The sequence below is a fragment of the Polaribacter sp. IC066 genome (assembly GCF_007997085.1).
Classification (GTDB): domain Bacteria; phylum Bacteroidota; class Bacteroidia; order Flavobacteriales; family Flavobacteriaceae; genus Polaribacter.
Window position 1 is genome coordinate 42083 of record NZ_VORR01000014.1, and the last position, 22707, is coordinate 64789.

23 protein-coding genes are annotated in these 22707 nt (G+C 31.4%); 12 read left to right on the forward strand and 11 right to left on the reverse strand.

The window, feature by feature from the left end; translation table 11 throughout:
• Positions 1 to 30 precede the first annotated feature (30 nt).
• From argB to argH, 3 genes are all read left to right on the forward strand, one after another.
• On the forward strand, positions 31 to 807 hold the full coding sequence (gene argB / locus ES044_RS06640) for an acetylglutamate kinase (protein WP_147118549.1): 777 nt from the start codon (positions 31 to 33) through the stop codon (positions 805 to 807).
• A 2-nt stretch (positions 808 to 809) separates the two neighbouring features.
• Positions 810 to 1874 (forward strand): M20 family metallo-hydrolase, encoded by a 1065-nt coding sequence (locus ES044_RS06645; protein ID WP_147118550.1) that lies wholly within the window; start codon positions 810 to 812, stop codon positions 1872 to 1874.
• A gap of 84 nt (positions 1875 to 1958) precedes the next feature.
• Complete coding sequence (argH, locus tag ES044_RS06650; protein ID WP_147118551.1) at positions 1959 to 3233, forward strand: argininosuccinate lyase; 1275 nt, start codon at positions 1959 to 1961, stop codon at positions 3231 to 3233.
• A 107-nt stretch (positions 3234 to 3340) separates the two neighbouring features.
• Here argH and ES044_RS06655 read toward each other — a convergent pair whose 3' ends face one another.
• The 5 genes from ES044_RS06655 to ES044_RS06675 form a co-directional block, all read right to left on the reverse strand.
• Positions 3341 to 4480, reverse strand: coding sequence for a lycopene cyclase family protein (locus tag ES044_RS06655; RefSeq protein WP_147118552.1), 1140 nt, complete (start codon positions 4478 to 4480; stop codon positions 3341 to 3343).
• A 141-nt stretch (positions 4481 to 4621) separates the two neighbouring features.
• On the reverse strand, positions 4622 to 5065 hold the full coding sequence (locus ES044_RS06660; RefSeq protein WP_147118553.1) for a sterol desaturase family protein: 444 nt from the start codon (positions 5063 to 5065) through the stop codon (positions 4622 to 4624).
• Between the two features lie 2 nt (positions 5066 to 5067).
• On the reverse strand, positions 5068 to 5910 hold the full coding sequence (locus ES044_RS06665) for a phytoene/squalene synthase family protein (protein ID WP_147118554.1): 843 nt from the start codon (positions 5908 to 5910) through the stop codon (positions 5068 to 5070).
• 4 nt (positions 5911 to 5914) lie between these two features.
• Entirely contained in the window at positions 5915 to 7378 is a 1464-nt protein-coding gene (locus tag ES044_RS06670) for a phytoene desaturase family protein (RefSeq protein WP_147118555.1), read from the reverse strand.
• A gap of 62 nt (positions 7379 to 7440) precedes the next feature.
• Positions 7441 to 8334 (reverse strand): MerR family transcriptional regulator, encoded by an 894-nt coding sequence (locus ES044_RS06675; RefSeq protein WP_223269139.1) that lies wholly within the window; start codon positions 8332 to 8334, stop codon positions 7441 to 7443.
• Positions 8335 to 8452: 118 nt separating this feature from the next.
• On the opposite strand from ES044_RS06675, the gene ES044_RS06680 reads away from it, so the two are divergent.
• The 3 genes from ES044_RS06680 to ES044_RS06690 are packed head-to-tail and all read left to right on the forward strand — an operon-like array spanning position 8453 to position 10087.
• Complete coding sequence (locus tag ES044_RS06680) at positions 8453 to 8947, forward strand: RNA polymerase sigma factor (RefSeq protein WP_147118557.1); 495 nt, start codon at positions 8453 to 8455, stop codon at positions 8945 to 8947.
• 2 nt (positions 8948 to 8949) lie between these two features.
• Positions 8950 to 9594: a hypothetical protein gene (locus ES044_RS06685; RefSeq protein WP_147118558.1), complete on the forward strand. Its 645-nt coding sequence runs from the start codon at positions 8950 to 8952 to the stop codon at positions 9592 to 9594.
• Positions 9595 to 9604: 10 nt separating this feature from the next.
• Positions 9605 to 10087, forward strand: coding sequence for a hypothetical protein (locus ES044_RS06690; protein WP_147118559.1), 483 nt, complete (start codon positions 9605 to 9607; stop codon positions 10085 to 10087).
• On the opposite strand, the gene ES044_RS06695 is transcribed toward ES044_RS06690, so the two are convergent.
• From ES044_RS06695 to ES044_RS18845, 5 genes are all read right to left on the reverse strand, one after another.
• Entirely contained in the window at positions 10084 to 11103 is a 1020-nt protein-coding gene (locus tag ES044_RS06695) for a threonine aldolase family protein (RefSeq protein WP_147118560.1), read from the reverse strand. The genes ES044_RS06690 and ES044_RS06695 overlap by 4 nt on opposite strands.
• A 169-nt stretch (positions 11104 to 11272) precedes the next feature.
• On the reverse strand, positions 11273 to 13693 hold the full coding sequence (locus ES044_RS06700) for a zinc-dependent metalloprotease (RefSeq protein WP_147118561.1): 2421 nt from the start codon (positions 13691 to 13693) through the stop codon (positions 11273 to 11275).
• Between the two features lie 36 nt (positions 13694 to 13729).
• Entirely contained in the window at positions 13730 to 13861 is a 132-nt protein-coding gene (locus ES044_RS19205) for a hypothetical protein (protein ID WP_262712426.1), read from the reverse strand.
• Positions 13862 to 13946: 85 nt separating this feature from the next.
• Positions 13947 to 14192, reverse strand: a complete 246-nt coding sequence (locus tag ES044_RS18840; protein ID WP_262712427.1) for a DUF1016 domain-containing protein — start codon at positions 14190 to 14192, stop codon at positions 13947 to 13949.
• 84 nt (positions 14193 to 14276) lie between these two features.
• Positions 14277 to 14696 (reverse strand): DUF1016 N-terminal domain-containing protein, encoded by a 420-nt coding sequence (locus ES044_RS18845; protein WP_317131216.1) that lies wholly within the window; start codon positions 14694 to 14696, stop codon positions 14277 to 14279.
• 502 nt (positions 14697 to 15198) lie between these two features.
• Here ES044_RS18845 and prfB point away from each other — a divergent pair.
• From prfB to ES044_RS06720, 3 genes are all read left to right on the forward strand, one after another.
• Positions 15199 to 16296, forward strand: coding sequence for a peptide chain release factor 2 (prfB, locus tag ES044_RS06710; RefSeq protein WP_147118562.1), 1098 nt, complete (start codon positions 15199 to 15201; stop codon positions 16294 to 16296).
• A 74-nt stretch (positions 16297 to 16370) separates the two neighbouring features.
• Positions 16371 to 16712, forward strand: a complete 342-nt coding sequence (gene arsC, locus ES044_RS06715; protein ID WP_147118563.1) for an arsenate reductase (glutaredoxin) — start codon at positions 16371 to 16373, stop codon at positions 16710 to 16712.
• 221 nt (positions 16713 to 16933) lie between these two features.
• Positions 16934 to 19399: an outer membrane beta-barrel protein gene (locus ES044_RS06720; protein ID WP_189663211.1), complete on the forward strand. Its 2466-nt coding sequence runs from the start codon at positions 16934 to 16936 to the stop codon at positions 19397 to 19399.
• A gap of 602 nt (positions 19400 to 20001) precedes the next feature.
• On the opposite strand, the gene ES044_RS18485 is transcribed toward ES044_RS06720, so the two are convergent.
• Positions 20002 to 20175, reverse strand: coding sequence for a hypothetical protein (locus tag ES044_RS18485; RefSeq protein WP_018943241.1), 174 nt, complete (start codon positions 20173 to 20175; stop codon positions 20002 to 20004).
• Between the two features lie 157 nt (positions 20176 to 20332).
• Here ES044_RS18485 and fumC point away from each other — a divergent pair, with 157 nt between their 5' ends.
• The 3 genes from fumC (at position 20333) to ES044_RS06735 (ending at position 22635) form a co-directional block, all read left to right on the forward strand.
• Complete coding sequence (fumC, locus tag ES044_RS06725; protein WP_147118564.1) at positions 20333 to 21733, forward strand: class II fumarate hydratase; 1401 nt, start codon at positions 20333 to 20335, stop codon at positions 21731 to 21733.
• A 59-nt stretch (positions 21734 to 21792) separates the two neighbouring features.
• Entirely contained in the window at positions 21793 to 22086 is a 294-nt protein-coding gene (locus tag ES044_RS06730) for a hypothetical protein (protein WP_147118565.1), read from the forward strand.
• 75 nt (positions 22087 to 22161) lie between these two features.
• Positions 22162 to 22635 carry a nucleoside deaminase gene (locus ES044_RS06735; RefSeq protein ID WP_147118566.1) on the forward strand — a complete coding sequence of 158 codons (474 nt, stop codon included), beginning with the start codon at positions 22162 to 22164 and terminating at the stop codon, positions 22633 to 22635.
• Positions 22636 to 22707 lie beyond the last annotated feature (72 nt).

The window sequence follows — 22707 nt, forward strand, 5'->3', positions numbered from 1 at the left end:
ATGGTTTTAAACCCATTGCAATAAAATAAAATGGAAAAACTATCAATCATAAAAATTGGAGGAAATATTATTGAAGATGAAACTTCTTTACATGCATTTCTAAAATTGTTTTCTAAACTAGCAGGAAAAAAAATTTTAGTGCATGGAGGCGGTAAACGAGCAACCCATATTGCCTCTAAATTAGGCATTAACTCTAAAATGATTAACGGTAGGCGCATTACGGATGCCGAAACATTAGAGGTAATTACCATGGTTTATGGAGGTTTAGTTAACAAAAATATTGTGGCAAAATTACAAGCTTTACAGATTGATGCGATTGGTTTAACAGGTGCAGACATCAACAGTATAAAATCTGATAAAAGACCTGTAAAAGAGATCGATTTTGGTTTTGTGGGTGATGTAAAAGAAGTGGCGTCGAATTCTATTGATAAATTAATTCAAGCTGAGTTTACGCCTGTTTTTTGTGCAATTACACACGATGGAAACGGACAATTATTAAACACAAACGCAGATACAATTGCAAGTACACTTGCCGTTGGAATGAGTGGAATTTATAAAACATCAATTTATTATTGTTTTGAATTAAATGGGGTTTTAAAAGATTTTACGGATAAAAAATCTGTAATCAAAAATATCAATTCTAAAACCTATCAAGAATTATTAGCGAATAAAACTATTACCGACGGAATGATTCCTAAACTAGAGAATTGTTTTGATGCTTTACATAACGGTGTGTCTAAAGTACATATTGGAAATTTATCCATGTTCACAAAAGAAAACAAGTTTTTCACCACGATTACCTTATGACAATGAATATAAAAAAATTAACAGCAAACGCAATTTCCCTTTTAAAAAACTTGATTGAAACTCAATCATTTTCAACCGAAGAAGAAAACACAGCAAAATTGATTGAAGGCTGGTTTTTGGAAAATGAAATTCCGTTTAAAAGAACAAAAAATAATATTTGGGCAACCAACAAATATTTTGATGAAAGCAAACCAACCTTATTATTAAACTCTCATCATGATACGGTAAAACCAAATTCGGCCTACACAAAAGATCCTTTTAAAGCGATTGTTGAAGACGGAAAATTATACGGTTTAGGATCTAATGATGCTGGTGGTTGTTTGGTTTCCTTAATAGCAACTTTCACTAATTTTTACGCGCAAGAAAATTTAAAGTATAATTTGGTGATTGTTGCTTCTGCAGAAGAAGAAAATAGTGGTAAAAACGGATTGAACAGTATGTTGCCAATAATTCCGTTTATTGATGTGGCAATTGTTGGCGAACCAACTTTAATGAATTTAGCGATTGCAGAAAAAGGTTTGGTTGTTTTTGATGCCGTTGTCGCCGGAACTCCAAGTCATGCCGCACATCCAAATGACAACAATTCAATTTACAATACCATCGAAGTGTTGCAATGGTTTAAAGATTTTACCTTTGAAAAAACTTCTGAAGCTCTAGGAGATGTAAAAATGACTATTACTCAAATAAATGCTGGTTCACAGCATAATGTGGTTCCTGCCCATGTAGATTTAGTAGTTGATGTTCGTGTAAACGATGCCTATTCTAATCAAGAAATTTCAGATATTTTACAGGAAAAATCACCTTGCACAAAAATTACTCCAAGAAGTTTACGTTTAAATTCCTCTGCTATTTCTAAAGAACACGATTTAATAAAGGCAGGAATTGCAATGGGAAGAGAAACCTATGGTTCTCCTACCCTATCAGATCAAGCTTGCTTAACTTGCCAATCTTTAAAATTGGGACCTGGAGATAGCACCCGTTCTCACTCGGCTGATGAGTTTATTTATTTAGCTGAAATTGAAGAGGGAATTGAAATTTATGTAGAATTATTGAATCGAGTACTATAAATTGGTTGTTAGTTTTTGGTTGATGGTTTTTGGTGCATACTGAAACCTAAAAACCATCAACTAAAAACCACAAACTAAACATATATGAAACTTTGGGATAAAGGATTTTCAATAGACAAACAGATAGAAAAATTCACCGTTGGTAACGACAGAGAAATTGATATGCATATTGCAAAATATGATGTACAAGCATCTTTGGCGCACGCAATAATGTTAGAGTCTATTGGTATTATTACTGCTGATGAATTGAAAGACTTAAAAAGAGGTTTGAAAGAATTAGCCACTGATATCGAAAAGGGTACGTTTATTATTGAAGCCTCTTTTGAAGATGTCCATTCTAAAATTGAATGGGAATTGACCGATAAATTAGGAGAAGTTGGTAAGAAAATTCATACGGCTCGCTCTAGAAATGATCAAGTTTTAGTGGCTTTGCAATTATATTATAAAGAGAATTTAGCAATTATTAACGATAAAACGAAAACACTTTTTGATACGCTTTTAGGATTAGCCGAAACACACAAAACAAGTTTATTACCTGGTTATACGCATTTGCAAGTTGCAATGCCATCCTCATTTGGCTTATGGTTTTCGGCGTATGCAGAATTACTAATTGACGATGTATATATGCTCAATGCGGTTTCTAAAGTGGTAGACCAAAATCCTTTGGGTTCAGCTGCAGGTTATGGTAGTTCTTTTCCTATTGATAGAGAATTAACGACTAAAGAATTAAATTTTGCTACTTTAAAATACAATGTAGTTGCGGCACAATTAAGTAGAGGAAAAAGTGAGCGCTCTATTGCCTCTGCTTTAGGCGGATTGTGCAATACCATGTCTCGTTTTGCCATGGATGTTTGTTTGTATATGAGTCAGAATTTTAATTTTATTTCTTTTCCTGATGAATTAACAACCGGAAGTAGCATTATGCCACACAAGAAAAATCCTGATGTTTTTGAATTGATCCGTGGAAAATGCAATAAAATTCAGGCTTTACACACAGAAATGGTCATGATTACCAACAATTTACCAACGGGTTATCACAGAGATTATCAACTATTAAAGGAAAATATTATCAATGCTTTTGAAGATGTAAAAGATATTTTAGACATTTTCAATTACTCCATCCAACAGGTAATTGTAAAAGATATTGATTTGAATGATGAGAAATATCAATACTTATTTACAGTAGATAGCATCAATAATTTAGTGGTAGAAGGGATGTCTTTTAGAGAAGCCTATCAAAAAATTGGCGGACAAGTTCAGGATGGATCTTACAAACCAGATTTAGGAAAACAACACTCTCATGTGGGTAGTATTCATAATTTAAGTTTGGATAAGATTCGTGAGAAATATCCCAAATAATAGTATTCGAAAAACTTACATAGAGAATAATAGAATTAGTTCAGATTTATAAACGAAATTTTACGTTTTACTTTTGATAAAAAAAAGAAAACCATCTAAAATAGCTATTAGAAAATTCTTTTGAATACAGCTCTAATAAAATTTTTGGGTGGCATTTTTAGCATGACTTGCAAATCCTCATAAAAGAGTGTCTCCTCATCTAAAAATTTAAATATCTTTTGCACGGGAGTACGCTTAAATAACTGGGAAAAAATAGAAGAACCTAAATGATTTTTTTCATGTAAAATATCTAATAATAATAAATCATAATACCAAAATTTACTGACTTTATGAAATTCGACTAAAGGTAGATTTTGTTTTAGGAAGTTCACAAGTTTGGTGGTTTTCTTTGTGGTGTTGTTAAAAGTAAACCCCGTACTTGCTTTAGACCAACCGCCCGCCGTACCAATATGAATAATATTTTCTGAATTTTGTTCCCAAAACTTATAGCAAGTCATCGGTATGGAACCTTGTTCTTTTTCTAAAATTTCGTACTCGGTAATGTTTTTATTTTCTAAATATTTTTCGATTTCTGTTTTATAGATATCATACGCTAAAACATCTTGTGAAAACAAGGTATATTCAAACAAAGCCTCATTTTTACTAGTTGGCAAAATATACATAAAACGAGTATTTCCTCGCTGCTCAACTGTAAAATCCATAAAAGTAGCTGCGGTATTATCAAAAGAATCTTCTTTCGTTTTTATAAAAAAACCAACAAAATGTTGCTGTAGAACAGGGAATTCAATTTGCTTTTTATAGGCATCCGTAAAAAGAATACTATTGATGAGCGTTTTCGTTTTAAAAACTTGATTTTCTGCTATTACTTCTGCCTCATTATCCAGCTGATGAATACTAATAACTGTATCTTTCTGAAAACTAATATTTTGTTTACGCTTTAATTGATTCCAGATTTTCAAGTAAAAATCTTTACTTCGAATCATTTTATATTTATAGGGTACAATATTTTCTTTCGCTTTATAAGAATCGCTTTTAAAGATAATTTTGTCCCATGAAGCACTTAAAATAGTGTCCCATTCACCATTTTCTTTCTCCCAATAACACCAAGTTCTATCATTGGTATCTTTCTTTTCTTTCTCTAAAATTAAAATGGTTTTATCATCAAAAAAAGTATCTTTAGACATTCTATAAGCCATCATTAACCCAGATGCACCTCCGCCAACAATTATGTAGTCGTAATAATTCATACAAGTTTTATTGAGGTAAATTTAGTCATAAATGAGAAAACATGGCAGTTAAGTATCATTAACTTTGATTAACAGGTGTTAGATTAAAGTTCAATTGAAGACAAGTATTATATTAAAATAGAACATAAAACCTTTAGAAGCTTAAATTTTTGGTTTTTGAAAATATTTTAGCGGCACAAATAACATTCCGAAACACTGGCTTTCTTCTTTGCCCATATTTTTATGATGAATTTTATGCGCTTTTCTCAACCCCTTTAAATACCTATTATTTGTATGTTTAAACCATTTAAATCGTTGATGAATTAAAACATCATGAATTAAAAAATAGGCGATACCATAAAATAAAATACCTAGACCTATAGCCACTAAATAAGTGTTCCCTGCACCTCCTCCAAAATATAAAAGTAGCATGCTTGGTAAAGCAAAAATGACAAAAAAAGCATCATTTTTTTCAAAACCGTCGTATTTAGGTTGATGATGATCTTCATGCAAGAACCAACCAAAACCATGCATCACATATTTATGAGTACACCACGAAACACCTTCCATTGTTAAAAAAACACCTAAAGTTGTTAGAAAAAACATACTTATATAATATTCAATTTATATTTCACATAACTTCTTGCCAACAAATTAATTTTCATTGGATCGGAAATTCTAATTCTTGTATCCATAATTCTTTCCGATGGCACATTACTCAACTTTTTAAGCAGCCTTCTATAATATCTATAGGCCATATAAACACCAAATTTTGCTTCAACAGGTAATTTTAAAATCCCATTTTTGTAAGCATAATCAAAATCGGCTTCTATTTCATCTATAATTATTTGTTTCGATTCTTGCGTTAATTTGCCCAAATCGATATTCGGAAAATAAGAACGATTTAACACTTCATAATCGTCTTTTAAATCTCTTAAAAAATTAACTTTTTGAAAAGCAGATCCCAAACGCATTGCTGCATCTTTTAACTCGTCGAACATTGCATCATCTCCGTTTACAAACACTTTTAAGCACATTAACCCTACAACATCTGCAGAACCATAAATGTATTCATCATATTCTTCTTTCGTAGAATATTCCGTTTTGTGCAAATCTGCTTTCATACTTTTTAAGAAAGCTTGCACCATGTGGTCTGGAATTTTATACCTTTTAACTGTCTGTTGAAAAGAATTTAAAATAGGGTTTAAGCTAATTCCATGTTTCGTTGCAAAATAATAATCCCGCTCAAAGTGCGTCATTAATTCTTCTTTATCATACTCATGAAAAGTATCTACAATTTCATCTGCAAAACGCACAAAACCGTAAATATTATAAATATCAGTCCTTATTTTTGGCGATAAAGTATTCACAGCCATAGAAAAAGAGGTACTATATCTTTTAGTAACCAATTCACTGCAACTATTACAAACGCTATCGAATAATTCTTTCATACTCTTACTGATTTTTAATAATTAACTCTGATGCTATTTTACCAGATATTAATGCTGGAGGAACTCCTGGACCGGGTACTGTTAATTGACCCGTAAAATACAAATTATTTACCAAACTACTTTTAATATTTGGTCTTAAAAAAGCAGTTTGTAAAAGAGTATTTGCCATACCATATGCATTACCCTTGTAAGAATTATACTCGTCTTTAAAATCTTGTACACAAAAAGATCGCTTAAATAACACACTTGATTTAATTTCTTGGTTTGTTAATTTCTCAAACCTATCAATAATTTTATGAAAATAAGTTTCTCTTAATTCTTCTGTATCATTCAATCCGGGTGATAATGGTATCAAGAAAAAACCTGCTTCTTTGCCTTCTGGTGCCGAAGTTGCATCTGTCATAGAAGTAAAATTAGCATAAAACAAAGGATCTGTTGGCCACTGCGGATGATCGTATATTTCTTCTGCATGTGCATCAAAATCTGTATCAAAAAATAACGTATGATGACTTGCGTTTTTTATTTTTTTATCAAACCCAACATAAAATAACAGCGATGAAGGTGCAAAAGTTTTCTTATCCCAGTACTTTTCTGAATATTGTCTTAAACTTTGATCTATCAAGGTTTCTGTATGATGATAATCGGCGCCACTCAAAACTAATTCCGCATCAATTTTTTCATGATCAAGCATCAACCCTGTTACATTTTTATTTGCATCTGTTAAGATTTCTGTAACGTTGGCATTTGTTCTAAACTGAACACCTAAACTTTCTGCTAAAGTAACCATCCCTTCAACTACTTTATACATACCACCTCTTGGGTGCCAAGTACCCAAACCAAAATCTGCGTAGTTCATAAAATTATAAAAAGCAGGTGTATTACTAGGTTTTGCACCTAAAAACAATACAGGAAACTCTAAAATTTTAATTAATTTAGGACTCTTTATATTTTTTCGAACTTGCGTTCTAATGGTAGAAAAAAACTGTGTAACTCTTGCTATTGTTGTAGAATTGACTAATTCTAACGGCGAAATACCTGGTTTGTATACCAAATCTTTTATCGCTGTATCGTAATTAGCTTTCGCAGAATCTAAAAAACTTTTTAAATGTGCACTACTCCCTTTTTCTTCTTCTTCAAAAAGTTGATAAATCTCTTCTAGCCTATCAGAAATTTTTACAGAATCGTTGTTTCCAAAATAAACTTCGTAACCAGGACTTAATTTATCTAAAGTGTAATAGTCTGATGGTTTTTTACCAAAATCACCAAAAAAACGTTCAAAGACATCTGGCATCCAATACCAAGATGGTCCTAAATCGAATGTAAAACCATCTTTACTATATTGTCTTGCTCTGCCTCCTAAAGTATCATTTTTCTCTAAAACTGTTACATTATAACCTGCTTTTGCTAAATAGCAAGATGCAGATAATGATGAAAAGCCCGAACCGATTATGTATGCGTTTTTATTCATTGAAAAAATTTGTTGAACAAAGATATAATTTTATTAAACAAGATGATGAAGTGATTTGATTTTTATAAGTCTTTTAACAAATCTGCCATGGAATCAAATAATGAAATATTTTCATTTAATTGAAGGTGCTTTACTTTTTCCACCTTTCTACCAACGGCAATAAATTTATTTTTTGTACCCTCCATTACCTCATTTACTTCACGAAAATAGTCTTCTATTTTTTCATCATAAGGCTGAATTGTAAAAGACGATATAAAACAAATTTGTCGTTCGCTGTCTAAAAAGTAATTCAAATTATTAAGCGGTAAACTTTGCCCTAAATATATAGTATGAAATCCTCTTAAAACCAATTCGTAATTTAAATACAACAATCCTAATTCATGAATCTCGTTTTCTGGCAAAAATAATACATACGTTTTATTGTTATCTGTAATACCGTATTGTAATTTTTCTGTGTTTGTTTGAATTTTCTGTGCAATTAAATTTGATATAAAATGCTCGTGCGCTGGCAGCAAAGTTTCTGTTTGCCACAGCAAACCAATTTGCTCTAAAAATGGTAAAAAAACATCCTTAAAAATTTCTCTAAAAGTTTTTTTCTGTAATAAAGTGTTATACGTGTTGTTAAAGATGATTTTATCAAACTGAAACATTGCTACTTTAAACGAATTTATTGCTTCGTCATTTACCCCAATATTAAAGGCTAGCTCTCTTGATTTCAGCGTAATATCATCATCTGACATTGCGGCAATTTTAGATATTTTAAATCCGTTTTTGTTTAACAAAACAATATTTAATAGTTTTGTTAAATTCTCTGGCGTGTAGTATCGAATATTTGTTTCTGTCCTTTTTGGCTCTAATAGATTATACCGCTTTTCCCAAATTCTAATGGTATGTGCCTTTATTCCAGATATATTCTCAAGGTCTTTAATAGTAAAATCTTGCTTAATATTGTTCAATGCAATTCGTTTTATATTCAACAAAGCTAGTAATATTATTTAAATAAAAAATTAATTATAGAAAAATGTAACATTTTTAACTTTTTAACTACTAATAAACTAAAAGAATCAATTAAAGGTGCAACGAGATTTAGAGACTAAATTTTTATCAGACTTTGAACAAAATCAAAATATAGCGCACAAAATTTGTAGAATATACACTACAAATCAAGATGCGCACAAAGATTTGTTTCAAGAAATCACTATTCAACTTTGGAAAAATTATTCAAAGTTTAGAGGAGATTCGAAATTTAGTACCTGGATGTACAGAGTTGCTCTAAATACGGCAATATCTTTATATAGAAAATCTACAAGAGCTGTTAAAACGCAAGATATTAGTGATGTTGCTTTTAAAATAAAAGCATCTGATTATGATGATACCGAAGAAAAACAGTTGAGTGCTTTGTACAATGCAATACACCAATTAAATGATATTGAAAAGGCCTTAATTTTTTTGTATTTAGAAGACAAACCCTATAAAGAAATATCAGAAACATTGGGTATCTCTTCTGTAAATGCAAGAGTAAAAATGAACAGAGCAAAAGAAAAATTAAAAAATATTTTAAACCCATAACTATGGATTTATTAGAAAATTATAAAAAAGTTTGGGACAATCAGCCCGAAGAAACTCATAAACTTTCTGCTGTTGATATATACAAAATGGCGCATTCTAAATCGTCATCTATTGTAAAATGGATTTTTATTGTTGGTGTTTTAGAACTTGCTTTTTGGTTAAGCATAAATCTATTAGTACCAGATAGTTTTTATAAAATATACAGCGATTTAAATTTAGAAAAGCAGGTGAGCTTTTTTATGATTTTGCACTATATAATCATTATTGTTTTTTTGTATTTCTTTTATGCTAGCTTTAAAAAAATATCAATTATTGAGAATACGAAAAGCTTAATACAACGAATTTTAAATATTAGAAATACTGTAAAATTTTATGTGTATTACAATCTTGCCATTGTATTTCTCTCTAGTTTGGCGCTTAATATTGTTTTAATGAGTGATTCTGATAAACTGATGAAGGTGATGAATCCAGAAAACTTATCGATAGACATTAATCAATTAATAACAATTACCATTATAAGTCAAATAATTGCAATCATAATTTTTATGGTGCTACTTTGGTTTTTTTACAAATTAATTTACGGTATTTTACTAAAAAAATTAAATAGAAATTATAAAGAATTGTCCAAATTAGAAAGCGCTACCTAAAGTAAACGTTATGAAAAAAACAATACTCTTTTTATTTTTAAGTTTCTCACTTATTTCTTTTTCTCAACAACGAAACAACTTTTGGGAAAACGTGCAATTTGGTGGTGGATTTTCAGTTGGTTTCGGAAACCAAACCACTATCGGAATATCACCAAGTGCCATTTATAATTTTGATAATGGTTTTGCTTTGGGTGCAGGTGTCAATTATTTATATTCAGAAATTAACGACTTTACAACACAGGTATATGGTACCAGTTTAATCTCTTTATATCAAACGAATTTCGGAATTCAGTTTTCAGGCGAATTTGATTATAATTTTGCAAAACAACAAGACCCATTTGGTTCTATAAACACAAATTTCCCTGCACTCCATCTAGGGATCGCGTATAACCAAGGTAGATTTGCAGTAGGTATTCGTTACGATGTTTTATATGATGAAAATAAAAGTATTTTTGCTTCACCTTTTTCACCTGTTATCCGTTTTTACTTCTAAAAATTTTTAAGTTCTTTTAAGAGAATTTCATGCATTTCATTTGTATAATCTAAATGCGTAACAATTCTAATTCTCCCCTCGCCCATCGGTGTTAAAAGAATATTTTTTTCTTTCATTTTTTTGATAAAATTGTCTGCACCTATTTTTTCATCCACATAAAAAATGATAATATTCGTTTCAATAGGTGCTACTTTGGTAACGTAAGAAAGTGTGTTTAAAAGAACACCTATTTCTTTTGCTTTTTGATGATCTTCTGCTAATCGGTCTACATGATAATCGAGCGCATAAATACCTGCTGCCGCTAAAAAACCAGCTTGTCTCATAGCGCCACCAAACAACTTTCTAATTCTTAATGCTTTTGCAATATGTTCTTTAGAACCTAATAAAACAGAGCCAATTGGCGCCCCTAAACCTTTGGACAAACAGATAGAAATGGTATCAAATAATTGCCCATATTGTTTTGCCGACTCATTTTTTGCCACAAATGCATTAAACAAACGCGCGCCGTCTAAATGGAACGCTAAATTATTTTCTTTGGCAACCTTCTGAACCTTCTCTAGTTCCGTAAAATCCCAACAAGCACCTCCTCCTTTATTTGTGGTATTTTCAACACAAACCAATCTTGAATACGGAACGTGAATATCCGATCTACCAGCAACAGCTTCTTGCAATTGCGCAGCAGTAAACATCCCTCTATCTCCATCAATTAGTTTGCAGGTTACTCCAGAGTTAAAGGCGGCTCCGCCACCTTCGTAATTGTAAACATGCGCATATTTATCACAAATTAATTTATCGCCAGGTTGTGTATGTAACTTTATAGCTGTTTGATTTGCCATGGTTCCTGATGGAAAAAAAAGTGCATCTTCCATGCCGAATAATTTTGCCGCTTTCTCTTGCAATTCATTAACCGTCGGATCACTTTTAAAAACGTCATCGCCAACTTTTGCATGCATCATTACTTCCAACATTTGTGGCGTTGGTTTGGTTACTGTATCTGATATTAAGTCTATAATCATAATTTTTATCTATACTATCAGTTCGAGTGATTTTAGTTGAAACAAAGTGGAAAATAAAAATTGTATCGAGAACTTTTTTTTAATTCGACATTAAAATTGTTCTCGATACAAATTTGTTCATTCTTTACAAATTCACTCCTACTGACAAACTGTTATTTATTATTTCTATTTAATAAGCACTCCCAATTGGCGAACCATCCGGAATTTGAGGAGCATCTGTTTTTTGAAATGACGTCGGATTTTTCATAAAACCTTCAATCATTTTTACCATCGCCTGATCATATATTTTTTGCGTTCCAGTAGCTTTTTTATTTTTTAAGATGGATGCAATTTCATCTAGCTTAAAACTCACAATGGCATGTACTTGTTTGTATTGATTTTTTAAAGTGGATGCATAAAATAACTGCTCTAAAACTTCCATATTAATCACATTTTGTAACTCTTGATAATAATTGTCTTTGTGATTCTTTTTGATCGTTTTAGCAATTAATTCATCTAGTAACTCTACTAAACCTAACTGTTTTTCATCTAAACTTTTGTGTGCTATCAATCTCGACAATCTTTGCGGATGCAGTAAAAAACTCAAGGTCATTTCAGCAGCAGTTTCTACCGCAGAAAAAGCATCAAAAGAAACCCCTAACTTACTTTTAAAAGATTCACGAGTTCTACCATAGCCAATAGCTCTTGGCGGAAAAAGCGCTAACTTTTCTCTCGGAATTGCTATTTCTTCAACAGCAATCGTTTTTAAAACTGCTTGTAATGCAATTCTTTCTGTTGTTCCAGAAACTCTTTCTACTACTTTTTGAGTTCCGCCTTTTACAGCATAACTATAGTTTAAACCACCAATTAACTTTGCAGTTGCTTCTGTTTGAAAACGATGTAAAAAATAAAGTGGTACAAAGACATCTTCTAGCACAGAATACGGTTGATTTGTCTTCATATTATCCACAGAAAAATTTGCAATCGCCATTTTTCTTACTTTTAAAAGGTTGTACAATTCATCATGAATATTACCACCATTATCCCATAAATGAGCGCTTGCACTTGCACTTCCTGACGGCCTTGCATCTGAATCTGATAAATATTTTAATCCGCTCGCAAACGCATTTTCTAAAATGGAATTTAATGCTTCTAATTCATTTTTATCTTCTGTAAAATCTTGATAAGAATAGGCAACAATCACTTTATCCCAAGCGCCTATTTTTGTATCATAGGCATCAGAAAAATCAATTTTATCATCTTTTATTGTAAATTTCGGATGCGGATAATCCATCACAGAAGCTCTTCCGTTGGTACTTGCTGCAAAATTATGCGCAAACCCTAACGTATGCCCGATTTCATGCGCAGCTAATTGTCTAATTCTTGCCAAAGCCATTTGCAACGCAAAATCATCATCAACTGTATTATTTTTATAGGGTGCTTGCAAGGCTTGTGCAATTAAAAAATCTTGACGAATTCGCAAACTTCCTAAACTTACATGTCCTTTTATAATTTCGCCAGTTCTTGGGTCAGCAATACTTGCACCATAACTCCAACCTCTAGTAGATCGATGCACCCATTGCACAACATTATAACGAACATCTAACATATCTGCATCTTCGGGCAACATTTTAAACTGAAAAGCATCTTTATACCCTGCGGCCTCAAAAGCTTGATTCCACCATCGTCCGCCATCTAATAATGCAGAGCGCACAGGTTCTGGAGTTCCGCTGTCTAAATAGTAAATTATAGGTTCTATAGCTTGTGAAATTGCTGCATTCGGATTTTTCTTCTCTAACCGATGTCTTTGGATAAATCGTTTTGTGATCGATTCATTTACAGGCGTGGAATAATCCATATAACTCATTTGATTTGAACCCGATCTTGGATCAAATTTTCTTGGTTCGTATTTATTATCTGGCAATGCCACAAAAGAATGATGTTGATGCACAGTAACCAAACTTGCATCTGGAGTTACACTTCTTATATTATATCCTTTTGGAGTTCCTTTGAACGTCAACATCAAATCAAACTCAACATTTTTCGGAAAAGCCTTGGTTCTCTCTAAATAAAAAGCAGATTTACTTTTGTCCAAACTATAGCTTCCTTGGTCATTTCTTGCTAAAGTTGAAGCTACTCCGTGCGCATCTCTCATGAAAAAATCAGTTGCATCAACTAAATACATTCCTTTTTTCTCTTCTTTGATGATAAATCCATGCAAAACAGATTTTGCAAAGGCTTCTTTTACCGAGTTTTTTTCTTCTTCATTATCTGTAATTGCTCTAAAATCTTGATTTGGCTGAATCAGTAATAACTTATTACCCGCTCGCTTAAAAAGAACAACTACTCCATCACCCAATTGCCCTCTATCTAAACCTATATCATTTGAACCAATTCCTTGAGAAAGCGAACGTATATAAAGAAATTCGTCTGCCAAATTTTCAATTTGTAGAAATACTTTATCTGTTTTTACATCATAATAGAATGTAAAATATCCTTCGTATTTCGTAATTCCTTCTTGAAGGTTTTTTTCGCTTTTATCAATAAAAAATTGAGAAAAACTATTAAGAGAAAGAAAAAGTAATAAAAAAATGAGTATTGATTTATTCATAATATGATTTTTATATAAAACGTTATTTTTTCTGGATTATTTTAGAGTTTTATTTTGCTCTATTTTAGCTTTAGCCTCTATTAACAAGCTATGTAATTTTTGTTCTAGTTGTTTTTTAGGTGGTAATTCTGTCCAATATTCGGCAACCATAATTCCATCTTTATGCATTTCTAAAAGCTCTATCTGTTCGTTACTTTTACCGGCGCAAAGAAATAATCCGATAGGATGGTTTTCACCTTCTTGCTTTTCATATTTATTTAACCAATTTAAATTTTAACCAATTTAAATAAAGTTCCATTTGGCCTTTATAACTGGGTTTAAAATCTCCTATTTTCAACTCAATCACCACTAATCTTTTTAATTTTCGATGAAAAAATAGTAAATCTAAATAAAAATCTTTGCCATCTAAAATGATTCGTTTTTGTCTTTCGATAAAAGAAAAACCTATACCTAGTTCTAAAATAAAATTTTCTATCTCCTTTAAAATAGCGGCTTCCAAATCATTTTCTAAATAGCCATTCTTAAATCCTAGAAAGTAAGGATCTTTAAACGGATTTTGTGAATCTTTTAATTCAGTAATGGTTTATAAACTTGCTATTTCTTTTCTTTCAAAAGCTTTTCTTTTAATTTGAAACTTTGTTTGTCTAACAGACCATTTTTCGTTTATAATCTTGTTAGCATAAAATAGTTTAGACTCCTTTGTTTTTAAAGGAAATAATTCCAAAAAATGAGTCCAACTCAATTGTGTCATCAGTGATGTCACTATTTGTAAATCATCAAATTGTTCTGCAAATTGGATCATTCTTCTAACGTTTCGCAAGGTATAACTTCTTCCAAATTGCTTTTCTAAATCTTTTGCTAAATTTATTACGACTTTCCCTCCATATTCAGCACGTTCATTTTTTAAAATATAATCGTTTATTTTTTTACCAATTTGCCAATACGTGATTGTAAGAATGCTATTTACTCTAGATACTACTTGTTGTTTCCCGTATTCTATAATTTAAGAAAGCTCATCGAATAAACTACCGTTTAACTCTTTGCCCATCTTTTTAATAATCTTTCATTTTCAATTTATACAGCTAATATAGAATTTTCTAAGTTAAATAAAATTATACATAAGTTCATTCTAAATCCATTAAAAATTATAGTGATAAATCTAAATTCTAATTTAATAAGCTGCCATTATTTTCCTCTAAAATTCTCTCTATCAAAGTTACTCTTTTTAAAAATTTATTTTTCTATTTAAGAAAGTCTAGCAAATAAAATATTACAACGCTACAAATGTTTGTGTAATACTTTTTCGTTGCTAAACAGCGCTACATCATTTTTTTAAATACACTGTGAATCTCTGCGTTTACTTTGCGAATCTCCTCGCAACTTTTTTTTTCAGGGGTTTGCACAAAACTTATATTTTATCTCCAAATTTCCATCCAATTCTTTTTAAATAAGTATTTACTTTAAAAACAAGTATTCCTAAAAATTCAATTATTTTTGTACTACTTATGATCACACAAGACCAACTTAAAGATATTGCTGAAAGAATTGAGAAACTAAAATCTTATTTAGAGATTGATAAAAAACTCATTGAAATTGCGAATGAAGAAGAACAAACGGTTGATCCTGATTTTTGGAACAACCCTAAAAAAGCGGAACTTGTGATGAAAGAACTCCGTTTTAAAAAGAAATGGGTAGAAGATTACAGAAAATCAATTACCTTAAACGAAGACCTCCTCATTTTATATGATTTTTATAAAGAAGGCGAAGTTGAAGAATCTGAAATAGAAGAAGAATTTGAAAAAGTGAGTACATTTTTAGAAGATATTGAATTTAAAAACATGCTTTCTGAAGAAGGCGATGCAATGTCTGCAACCATTCAAATTAATGCTGGCGCTGGCGGAACAGAAAGTTGCGATTGGGTAGAAATGTTGTCTAGAATGTACACTATGTGGGCAGAAAAGCAAGGTTTTAAACTAAAAACACTCAATTATCAAGCTGGTGATGTAGCCGGAATTAAAACGATTACCATAGAAATTGAGGGCGATTATGCTTTTGGTTGGCTAAAAGGAGAAAATGGTGTGCATCGATTAGTTCGTATTTCACCATTTGATTCTAACGGAAAACGCCACACAACTTTTGGCTCTGTCTATGTATTTCCTGTTGCTGATGATTCTATAGAAATTGAAATTAATCCTGCCGACATAGAAATTGTTACCGCAAGATCTAGCGGTGCTGGCGGACAAAATGTAAACAAAGTAGAAACCAAAGTTCAGTTAACGCATAAACCAACGGGAATTCAGATTTCCTGTTCTAATTCGCGCTCGCAACATGACAATAGAGCCACAGCTATGAAAATGCTAAAATCGCAATTATATGAAATTGAACTACAAAAACAGCAAGCTGCTAGAGACGAAATTGAATCAGGAAAACTAAAAAACGAGTGGGGAAGTCAGATTAGAAACTATGTAATGCATCCTTATAAGTTGGTAAAAGATGTTAGAACTGCGCACGAAACTGGTAATGTAGATGCCGTTATGGATGGGAATATCAATCCGTTTTTAAAATCTTATTTAATGCTGAATGGGCAGAAGAAGAGTGATTAGCTTTTGGCTTTTGGCTAAAATGAAAAAAATAATTTCAGTCTAACAAACGTATCAACATTAAAACTCAAACCACAATGATAAAAATATACCACAATCCGCGATGCAAAAAATCTAGAGAAGGTTTGGCTCTTATAGAAAATTCTGGCAAAAAGTTTGAAATTATTAAATATTTAGAAGATGTTCCCACAGAAAAAGAACTTACAGAAATTATAGAATTCTTACACATCTCTCCTATCCAATTAATCCGTAAAACAGAAAAAGTCTGGAAAGAAGCGTTTAAGGGTAAAGATCTATCAGATAGCGAAATCATCAAAGCTATGATACAAAACCCTAAGTTAATTGAAAGACCTATTGTCATCCATAAAAACAAAGCTGTTATTGGCCGACCTTCAGAAAATATCATGTCGATTTTATAAATTTAACAATCCTATTTTTTTTAGAGTTTCTTTCCAACTTTATTTCGACCTCAATAAAATAGAAGGTTAAAATGAACCTCAAAACAGATATCATCATGCCTTCTAAAAACATTTTAGAAATCGTCTAAATAACACCTCTTTTATTTGTTTAACTTTTTTTTAACTCGTTTAAACTAAACTTAAAGTGATTTTTGTAGTCTTAAATTAAAATCCGTATCGTTTTGACTAAAAAAATAACCACACTTTTACTTTGTCTCTTTTCAGCATCTATTGTTTTTTCGCAACAGCTTTTATCAGAAAATGAAGTAATCATTACAGGTAAAATTATTGATGCTAGATCTCGTCAACCCCTAGAATACGCAACAATTGTTTTAAGAAATTCTGAAACTCAAAAAATATCTGGCGGTATAACCGATGAAAAAGGAATGTTTAACATAAAAACTCCGAAAGGAACCTATGAGATTAGTGCAGAATATATTTCTTTTAAATCTAAAAAATATCCAAAGCAAACAATTACCGAAAATTTAGATTTAGGAACCATTCAGCTTGCAGAAGATACAGCTAGTTTAAATGAAATCGTAATTATTGCAGAAAAAACCACGGTAGACATTCGTTTAGACAAAAAAGTTTTTAATATTGGTAAAGATTTATCAATAAGAGGCGGAAATGCAAGCGATGTTTTAGGAAATGTACCATCGGTACAAGTAGATGTAGAAGGAACCGTAAGCTTGCGTGGAAATGAAAACGTAACCATTTTAATAGACGGCCGACCTAGTGCTTTAGTAGGCATGAATGGTGCAGATGCTTTAAGGCAAATTCCTGCAGAGGCTATCGAAAAGATAGAAGTAATCACCTCACCATCTGCACGATATGATGCAGAAGGTACAGCCGGAATTCTAAACATCATTTTAAGAAAAAATAAATTGGTTGGTTTTAATGGTTCTGTACAATTAGATTTAGGAATTCCTGAAAGATTAGGTACTGCCTTTAATGCAAACTGGCGAACAGAAAAATGGAATCTTTTTACAAATACAGGTTTTAGATACAATGAAACTCCTGGTAATGCTTTTAGCGATGTAAAATACTTACAATCTTCAGCGAACAATGCAAGAGTGGTAGAACAAAGAAATTTTGGTAGATTAGGGAGGTCTTTATTTACCAGTTTTGGTGCCGAATATTATTTAAATAAAAACTCTAGTATTATCGGAAATATTGTTTTTAACAGCGGTAATGATGATGATGTAAACACAAATAATATAGAAAGGTTTAATTCAAATGGCGAATTAAATGAAGCTACCTTTAGAACAGAAAATGAAAGTGAAGAAGAACAACGGATTCAATATACCATAGATTATGTGAATAATTTTGATGGCAACGGAAAAAAACTATCGATAAACACCCAATATTCTACAGAAGTAGAAGATGCTTTAAATAATATTACAGAAGTAGATACACAAGCAAATCTTTTAAATGATTTAGAGCAAGTAATCGAAGATCAAGACGAAACAAGTGCTCTATTACAAATTGATTACGTGCATCCCGTAGGAGAAAACATTCAATATGAAGCTGGTTATAGAGGTAATTATAGAGATATTTTTAACAGTTTCTTTTTAGCAGAAAGACAAGATTTTGTAAATAACGGACCTTTAGTTCCTGATACAAATTTAAATAATTCTTTTAATTACAAAGAATATGTAAATGCTGCTTATTTTCAATATGGTCAAAAATTTAATAAAATATCGCTGTTAGCAGGTTTACGATATGAATACACTTCTATAGAAATTGTACAACAAACCATTACCACAAAAGATGAGAGAGCTTACGGAAACCTATTTCCTACCGTAAATCTTGGCTTCGAATTTAGAGATGGAGAAAACGTTACTTTAGGGTATAACAGAAGAATAAGAAGACCAAGGGGCAGAAGTTTAAATCCTTTTCCGAGTAGATCAAGTGAAAGCAATACCTATAGTGGTAACGTAGCTTTAAATCCGGTTATTACAGACGCCATAGATCTTGGATATTTAAAACGATGGGATAAATTTACTTTAAGCACATCACTTTACTTTAATATAAGTAATGATAATTGGGAAAGAATTCAAGAAGATACAGGAGAAATTACAGATAACGGAGATCCTATAACAAACAGATTTCCTATTAATTTATCTACAGAAGAAAGATATGGTTTGGAGTTTACACTCAATTACCGTCCTTTTAAAGTGTGGAATATCAATAGTGATTTCAATTTATTTAATGTTACTAGTAAAGGAGATTACACAAATCCTACAACAAATACAACTCAAAATTTCGATTTTGAAAACACCGCATTTTTTATCAGAATAAACCAAAAAATAACGCTGCCTGGCAAAACCGATTTGCAAATAAACACAAATTACAGAGGTCCTTCTCAAAATGCACAAACAGACAGTCAAGGTGTTTTTAGTATGAATATTGCAGCCAGTAAAGATTTATTTAATGAAAGAGCCTCTTTAAGTTTAAATTTTAGTGATGTTTTTAATAGCAGTATTAGTAGAAGAACAACAAATCTTGCTGGTTTTTTAGAACAGTATTCAGAATTTCAATGGAGAGAACCTCAAGTAAGAATAAGTTTTGTGTATCGTTTTAACCAACAAAAAAAGAGAGATAGACAAGAAAGAGATACTACTGGTGGCGATGATTATGAAGGATAATTATTTGGGCGTTTAAACGCGCTTTCCGCACTCGCTTTTTTTTAAAAAAGAAAAAAGAGCTCAAACAATTGCTTCAATCCCTAACGCAATCACTAAAGTCTATAAAAATTTTTTAATTTTATAAATTAGTCATTAAAAAAATGAGCAAACTACTATTGTAAAGTTTACTAAAAGCAAACTCCGCAATTTTGTCCTCTAAAAAGCAGCTGCACAAGCTAGTCTATGAAAGGTACTTTTAAACAATGAAACAAATTAAGCAGAAATCCGAGTAAGAGCAAGTATTTATAAAAAATCATTAAGTGTCTCATTAAAAATAGTATAAGTTCATAAAACACTTTAAAATCAAAGAATCACACTTGTTTTAGAATTAATAATTTATCCTTGTTTTTTATCTGGTATTAAGTTAATTATTATCTAGTCTTATTTCTTGTCTCATTTTTCTTGTCTCTAAAAACAAAACAATCTTATTTCGTTTATCTCCTAACAATCATACATCATAAAAAAATATTTTTTATAAAGTGGTCCTTCAAAACTAAATAAATCCCACAAAAAAACTCGTTCAATTTCTTGAACGAGTTTTTTTTATATAAGTGTTTATAAAACTACTTTCCTTCAGCAGCTTTTTTTGCTTCTTGCTTTAATTTAAAATTTTCCCAAAGTGTTCCACCAATCCAGTAAGGTACTACAAATGTTAATAAGAATATTAACAACCAAAAACCAGCCGTAAAAATAAACATGAACAAAACTAATCCTGAAAATTGAGAAAAATCTAACATCTAATTGTATTTATATTAATTGTAAAGCAAAAATAACATATATTTTTAAATTCTCCGAATAAATTAAAAAATATTTTTTCATGAATTCTATAAAACTGTTCATAAGTTATTATCCTAGATTTTGTAAATTTGTATTTACATCAATAACGCAATCAAAATGACAAAATACAGAATAGAAAAAGACACAATGGGTAATGTTAACGTGCCTGCAGACAAATATTGGGGAGCACAAACAGAACGTTCTCGTAACAACTTTAAAATTGGTGCTGCTGGTTCTATGCCATTAGAAATAGTTTACGGATTTGCATATCTTAAAAAAGCTGCCGCATTTACAAATTGTGAATTAGGAGTTTTAGCAGCAGAAAAAAGAGATTTAATTGCACAGGTTTGTGATGAAATTTTAGAAGGAAAGTTAGATGACCAATTTCCGTTAGTCATTTGGCAAACAGGTTCTGGTACACAATCTAACATGAATGTAAATGAAGTGATTGCCAACAGAGCGCATGAAATTGCAGGAAATATAATTGGCGAAGGTGAAAAAACCATTCAACCAAATGATGATGTCAACAAATCACAATCCTCAAACGATACGTTTCCAACAGGCATGCACATTGCTGCTTATCAGAAAATTGTAAAAAATACAATTCCGGGAATTGAACAATTAAGAAATACTTTAAAAGCAAAATCAGAAGCATTTAGCGACGTTGTAAAAATTGGACGTACCCATTTAATGGATGCAACTCCTTTAACTTTAGGACAAGAATTTTCTGGATATGTAGCACAATTAAACTTTGGTTTGAAAGCGTTAAATAATACGTTAGAACATTTGAGCCAGTTAGCTTTAGGCGGAACAGCTGTGGGAACAGGATTAAATACACCAAAAGGATACGATGTTTTAGTAGCAAAATATATTGCCCAATTTACAGGATTACCTTTTATAACCGCAGAAAACAAATTTGAAGCACTCGCTGCTCATGATGCTTTGGTAGAAACACACGGTGCATTAAAACAAATTGCTGTTTCTTTAAATAAAATTGCAAACGATATTAGAATGATGGCTTCTGGACCAAGATCTGGAATTGGAGAAATCACAATTCCTGCAAACGAACCAGGAAGTTCTATAATGCCAGGAAAGGTGAATCCTACACAAGCAGAAGCAATTACTATGGTTTGTGCACAAGTGATGGGAAATGACGTTGCGGTATCTGTTGGTGGATTGCAAGGTCATTATGAACTAAATGTTTTTAAACCAATGATGGCAGCAAATGTGTTGCAATCTGCCCAATTAATTGGGGATGCTTGTGTTTCTTTTGATATCAACTGTGCTGCTGGAATAGAACCTAATCGTGCAAGAATTACTGAGTTGGTAAACAATTCTTTAATGTTAGTTACAGCTTTAAACACCAAAATAGGATATTACAAAGCCGCAGAAATTGCAAACACCGCTCATGAAAACGGAACCACTTTAAAAGTAGAAGCAGTTCGTTTAGGCTATGTAACTCCAGAACAATATGACGAATGGGTAAAACCTGAAGAAATGACTGGAGGATTAAAATAAGATAAAGGTCTTTTAGTATTCTATCAATAGCATCGATTCTTATTTTAAATATATCTCTTTTGAATAAAAATAAAATTATAGAAATCAGCAAAAACTCCTATTTTCTTCTTGAAGGAAATGAGCTTATTTATTTTTCTGATTATTTTGAAAGTGAATTTATATTCAAAATGGAAAAAAGTAATTTGAGAAAAGTTGAATTTATAGCGTCTGAAATAGACAAGAATAAAGAAACTTTAAATTTAATTTTTGATGCATCACTTTTAATAAATGGTTTACCAACGCATCAAACTGAAAATTTAAAACTATTACCAAAAATAGCCATCTCTTTTAAAGAAGATAATAAAGCTCGTTGAAAAAAAAGAGTAATTCCGGATCGGAATATAAGTAGAGAAATAATTGATAATTTAAATAAAATATTAAATCTATAAATGAGTACACATACAGAATTTATGAGTGAAGCTGTAAAAGCAGCTTTAAAAGGAATGAGTAACAACGAAGGTGGGCCTTTTGGTTGTATTGTTGTAAAAGACGGCAAAATTATTGGTCGAGGAAATAATAAAGTAACCTCTACTAACGACCCAACGGCGCACGCAGAAGTTACCGCAATTAGAGATGCTTGTAAAAAAATAGAATCTTTTCAGTTAGACGGTTGCATTATATACACTTCCTGCGAGCCTTGCCCCATGTGTTTAGGCGCAATTTACTGGGCAAGACCAGACAAAGTATATTATGGAAGTAACCAACAAGACGCCGCAGATATTGGCTTTGATGACGAATTTATTTACAAAGAAATTCCGCTTCCTTATGAAAAAAGAAGCATTCCTTTTGAACAAATAGCAAGAGACATTGCACTAGAGCCTTTTCAGAAATGGACTGAAAAACAAGATAAAATTGACTACTAATAAGAGAAACCTGATGTAAAAATCAGGTTTTTTTCATTTAAAACATCTCAAACTTTTTCAATTTTTATATCG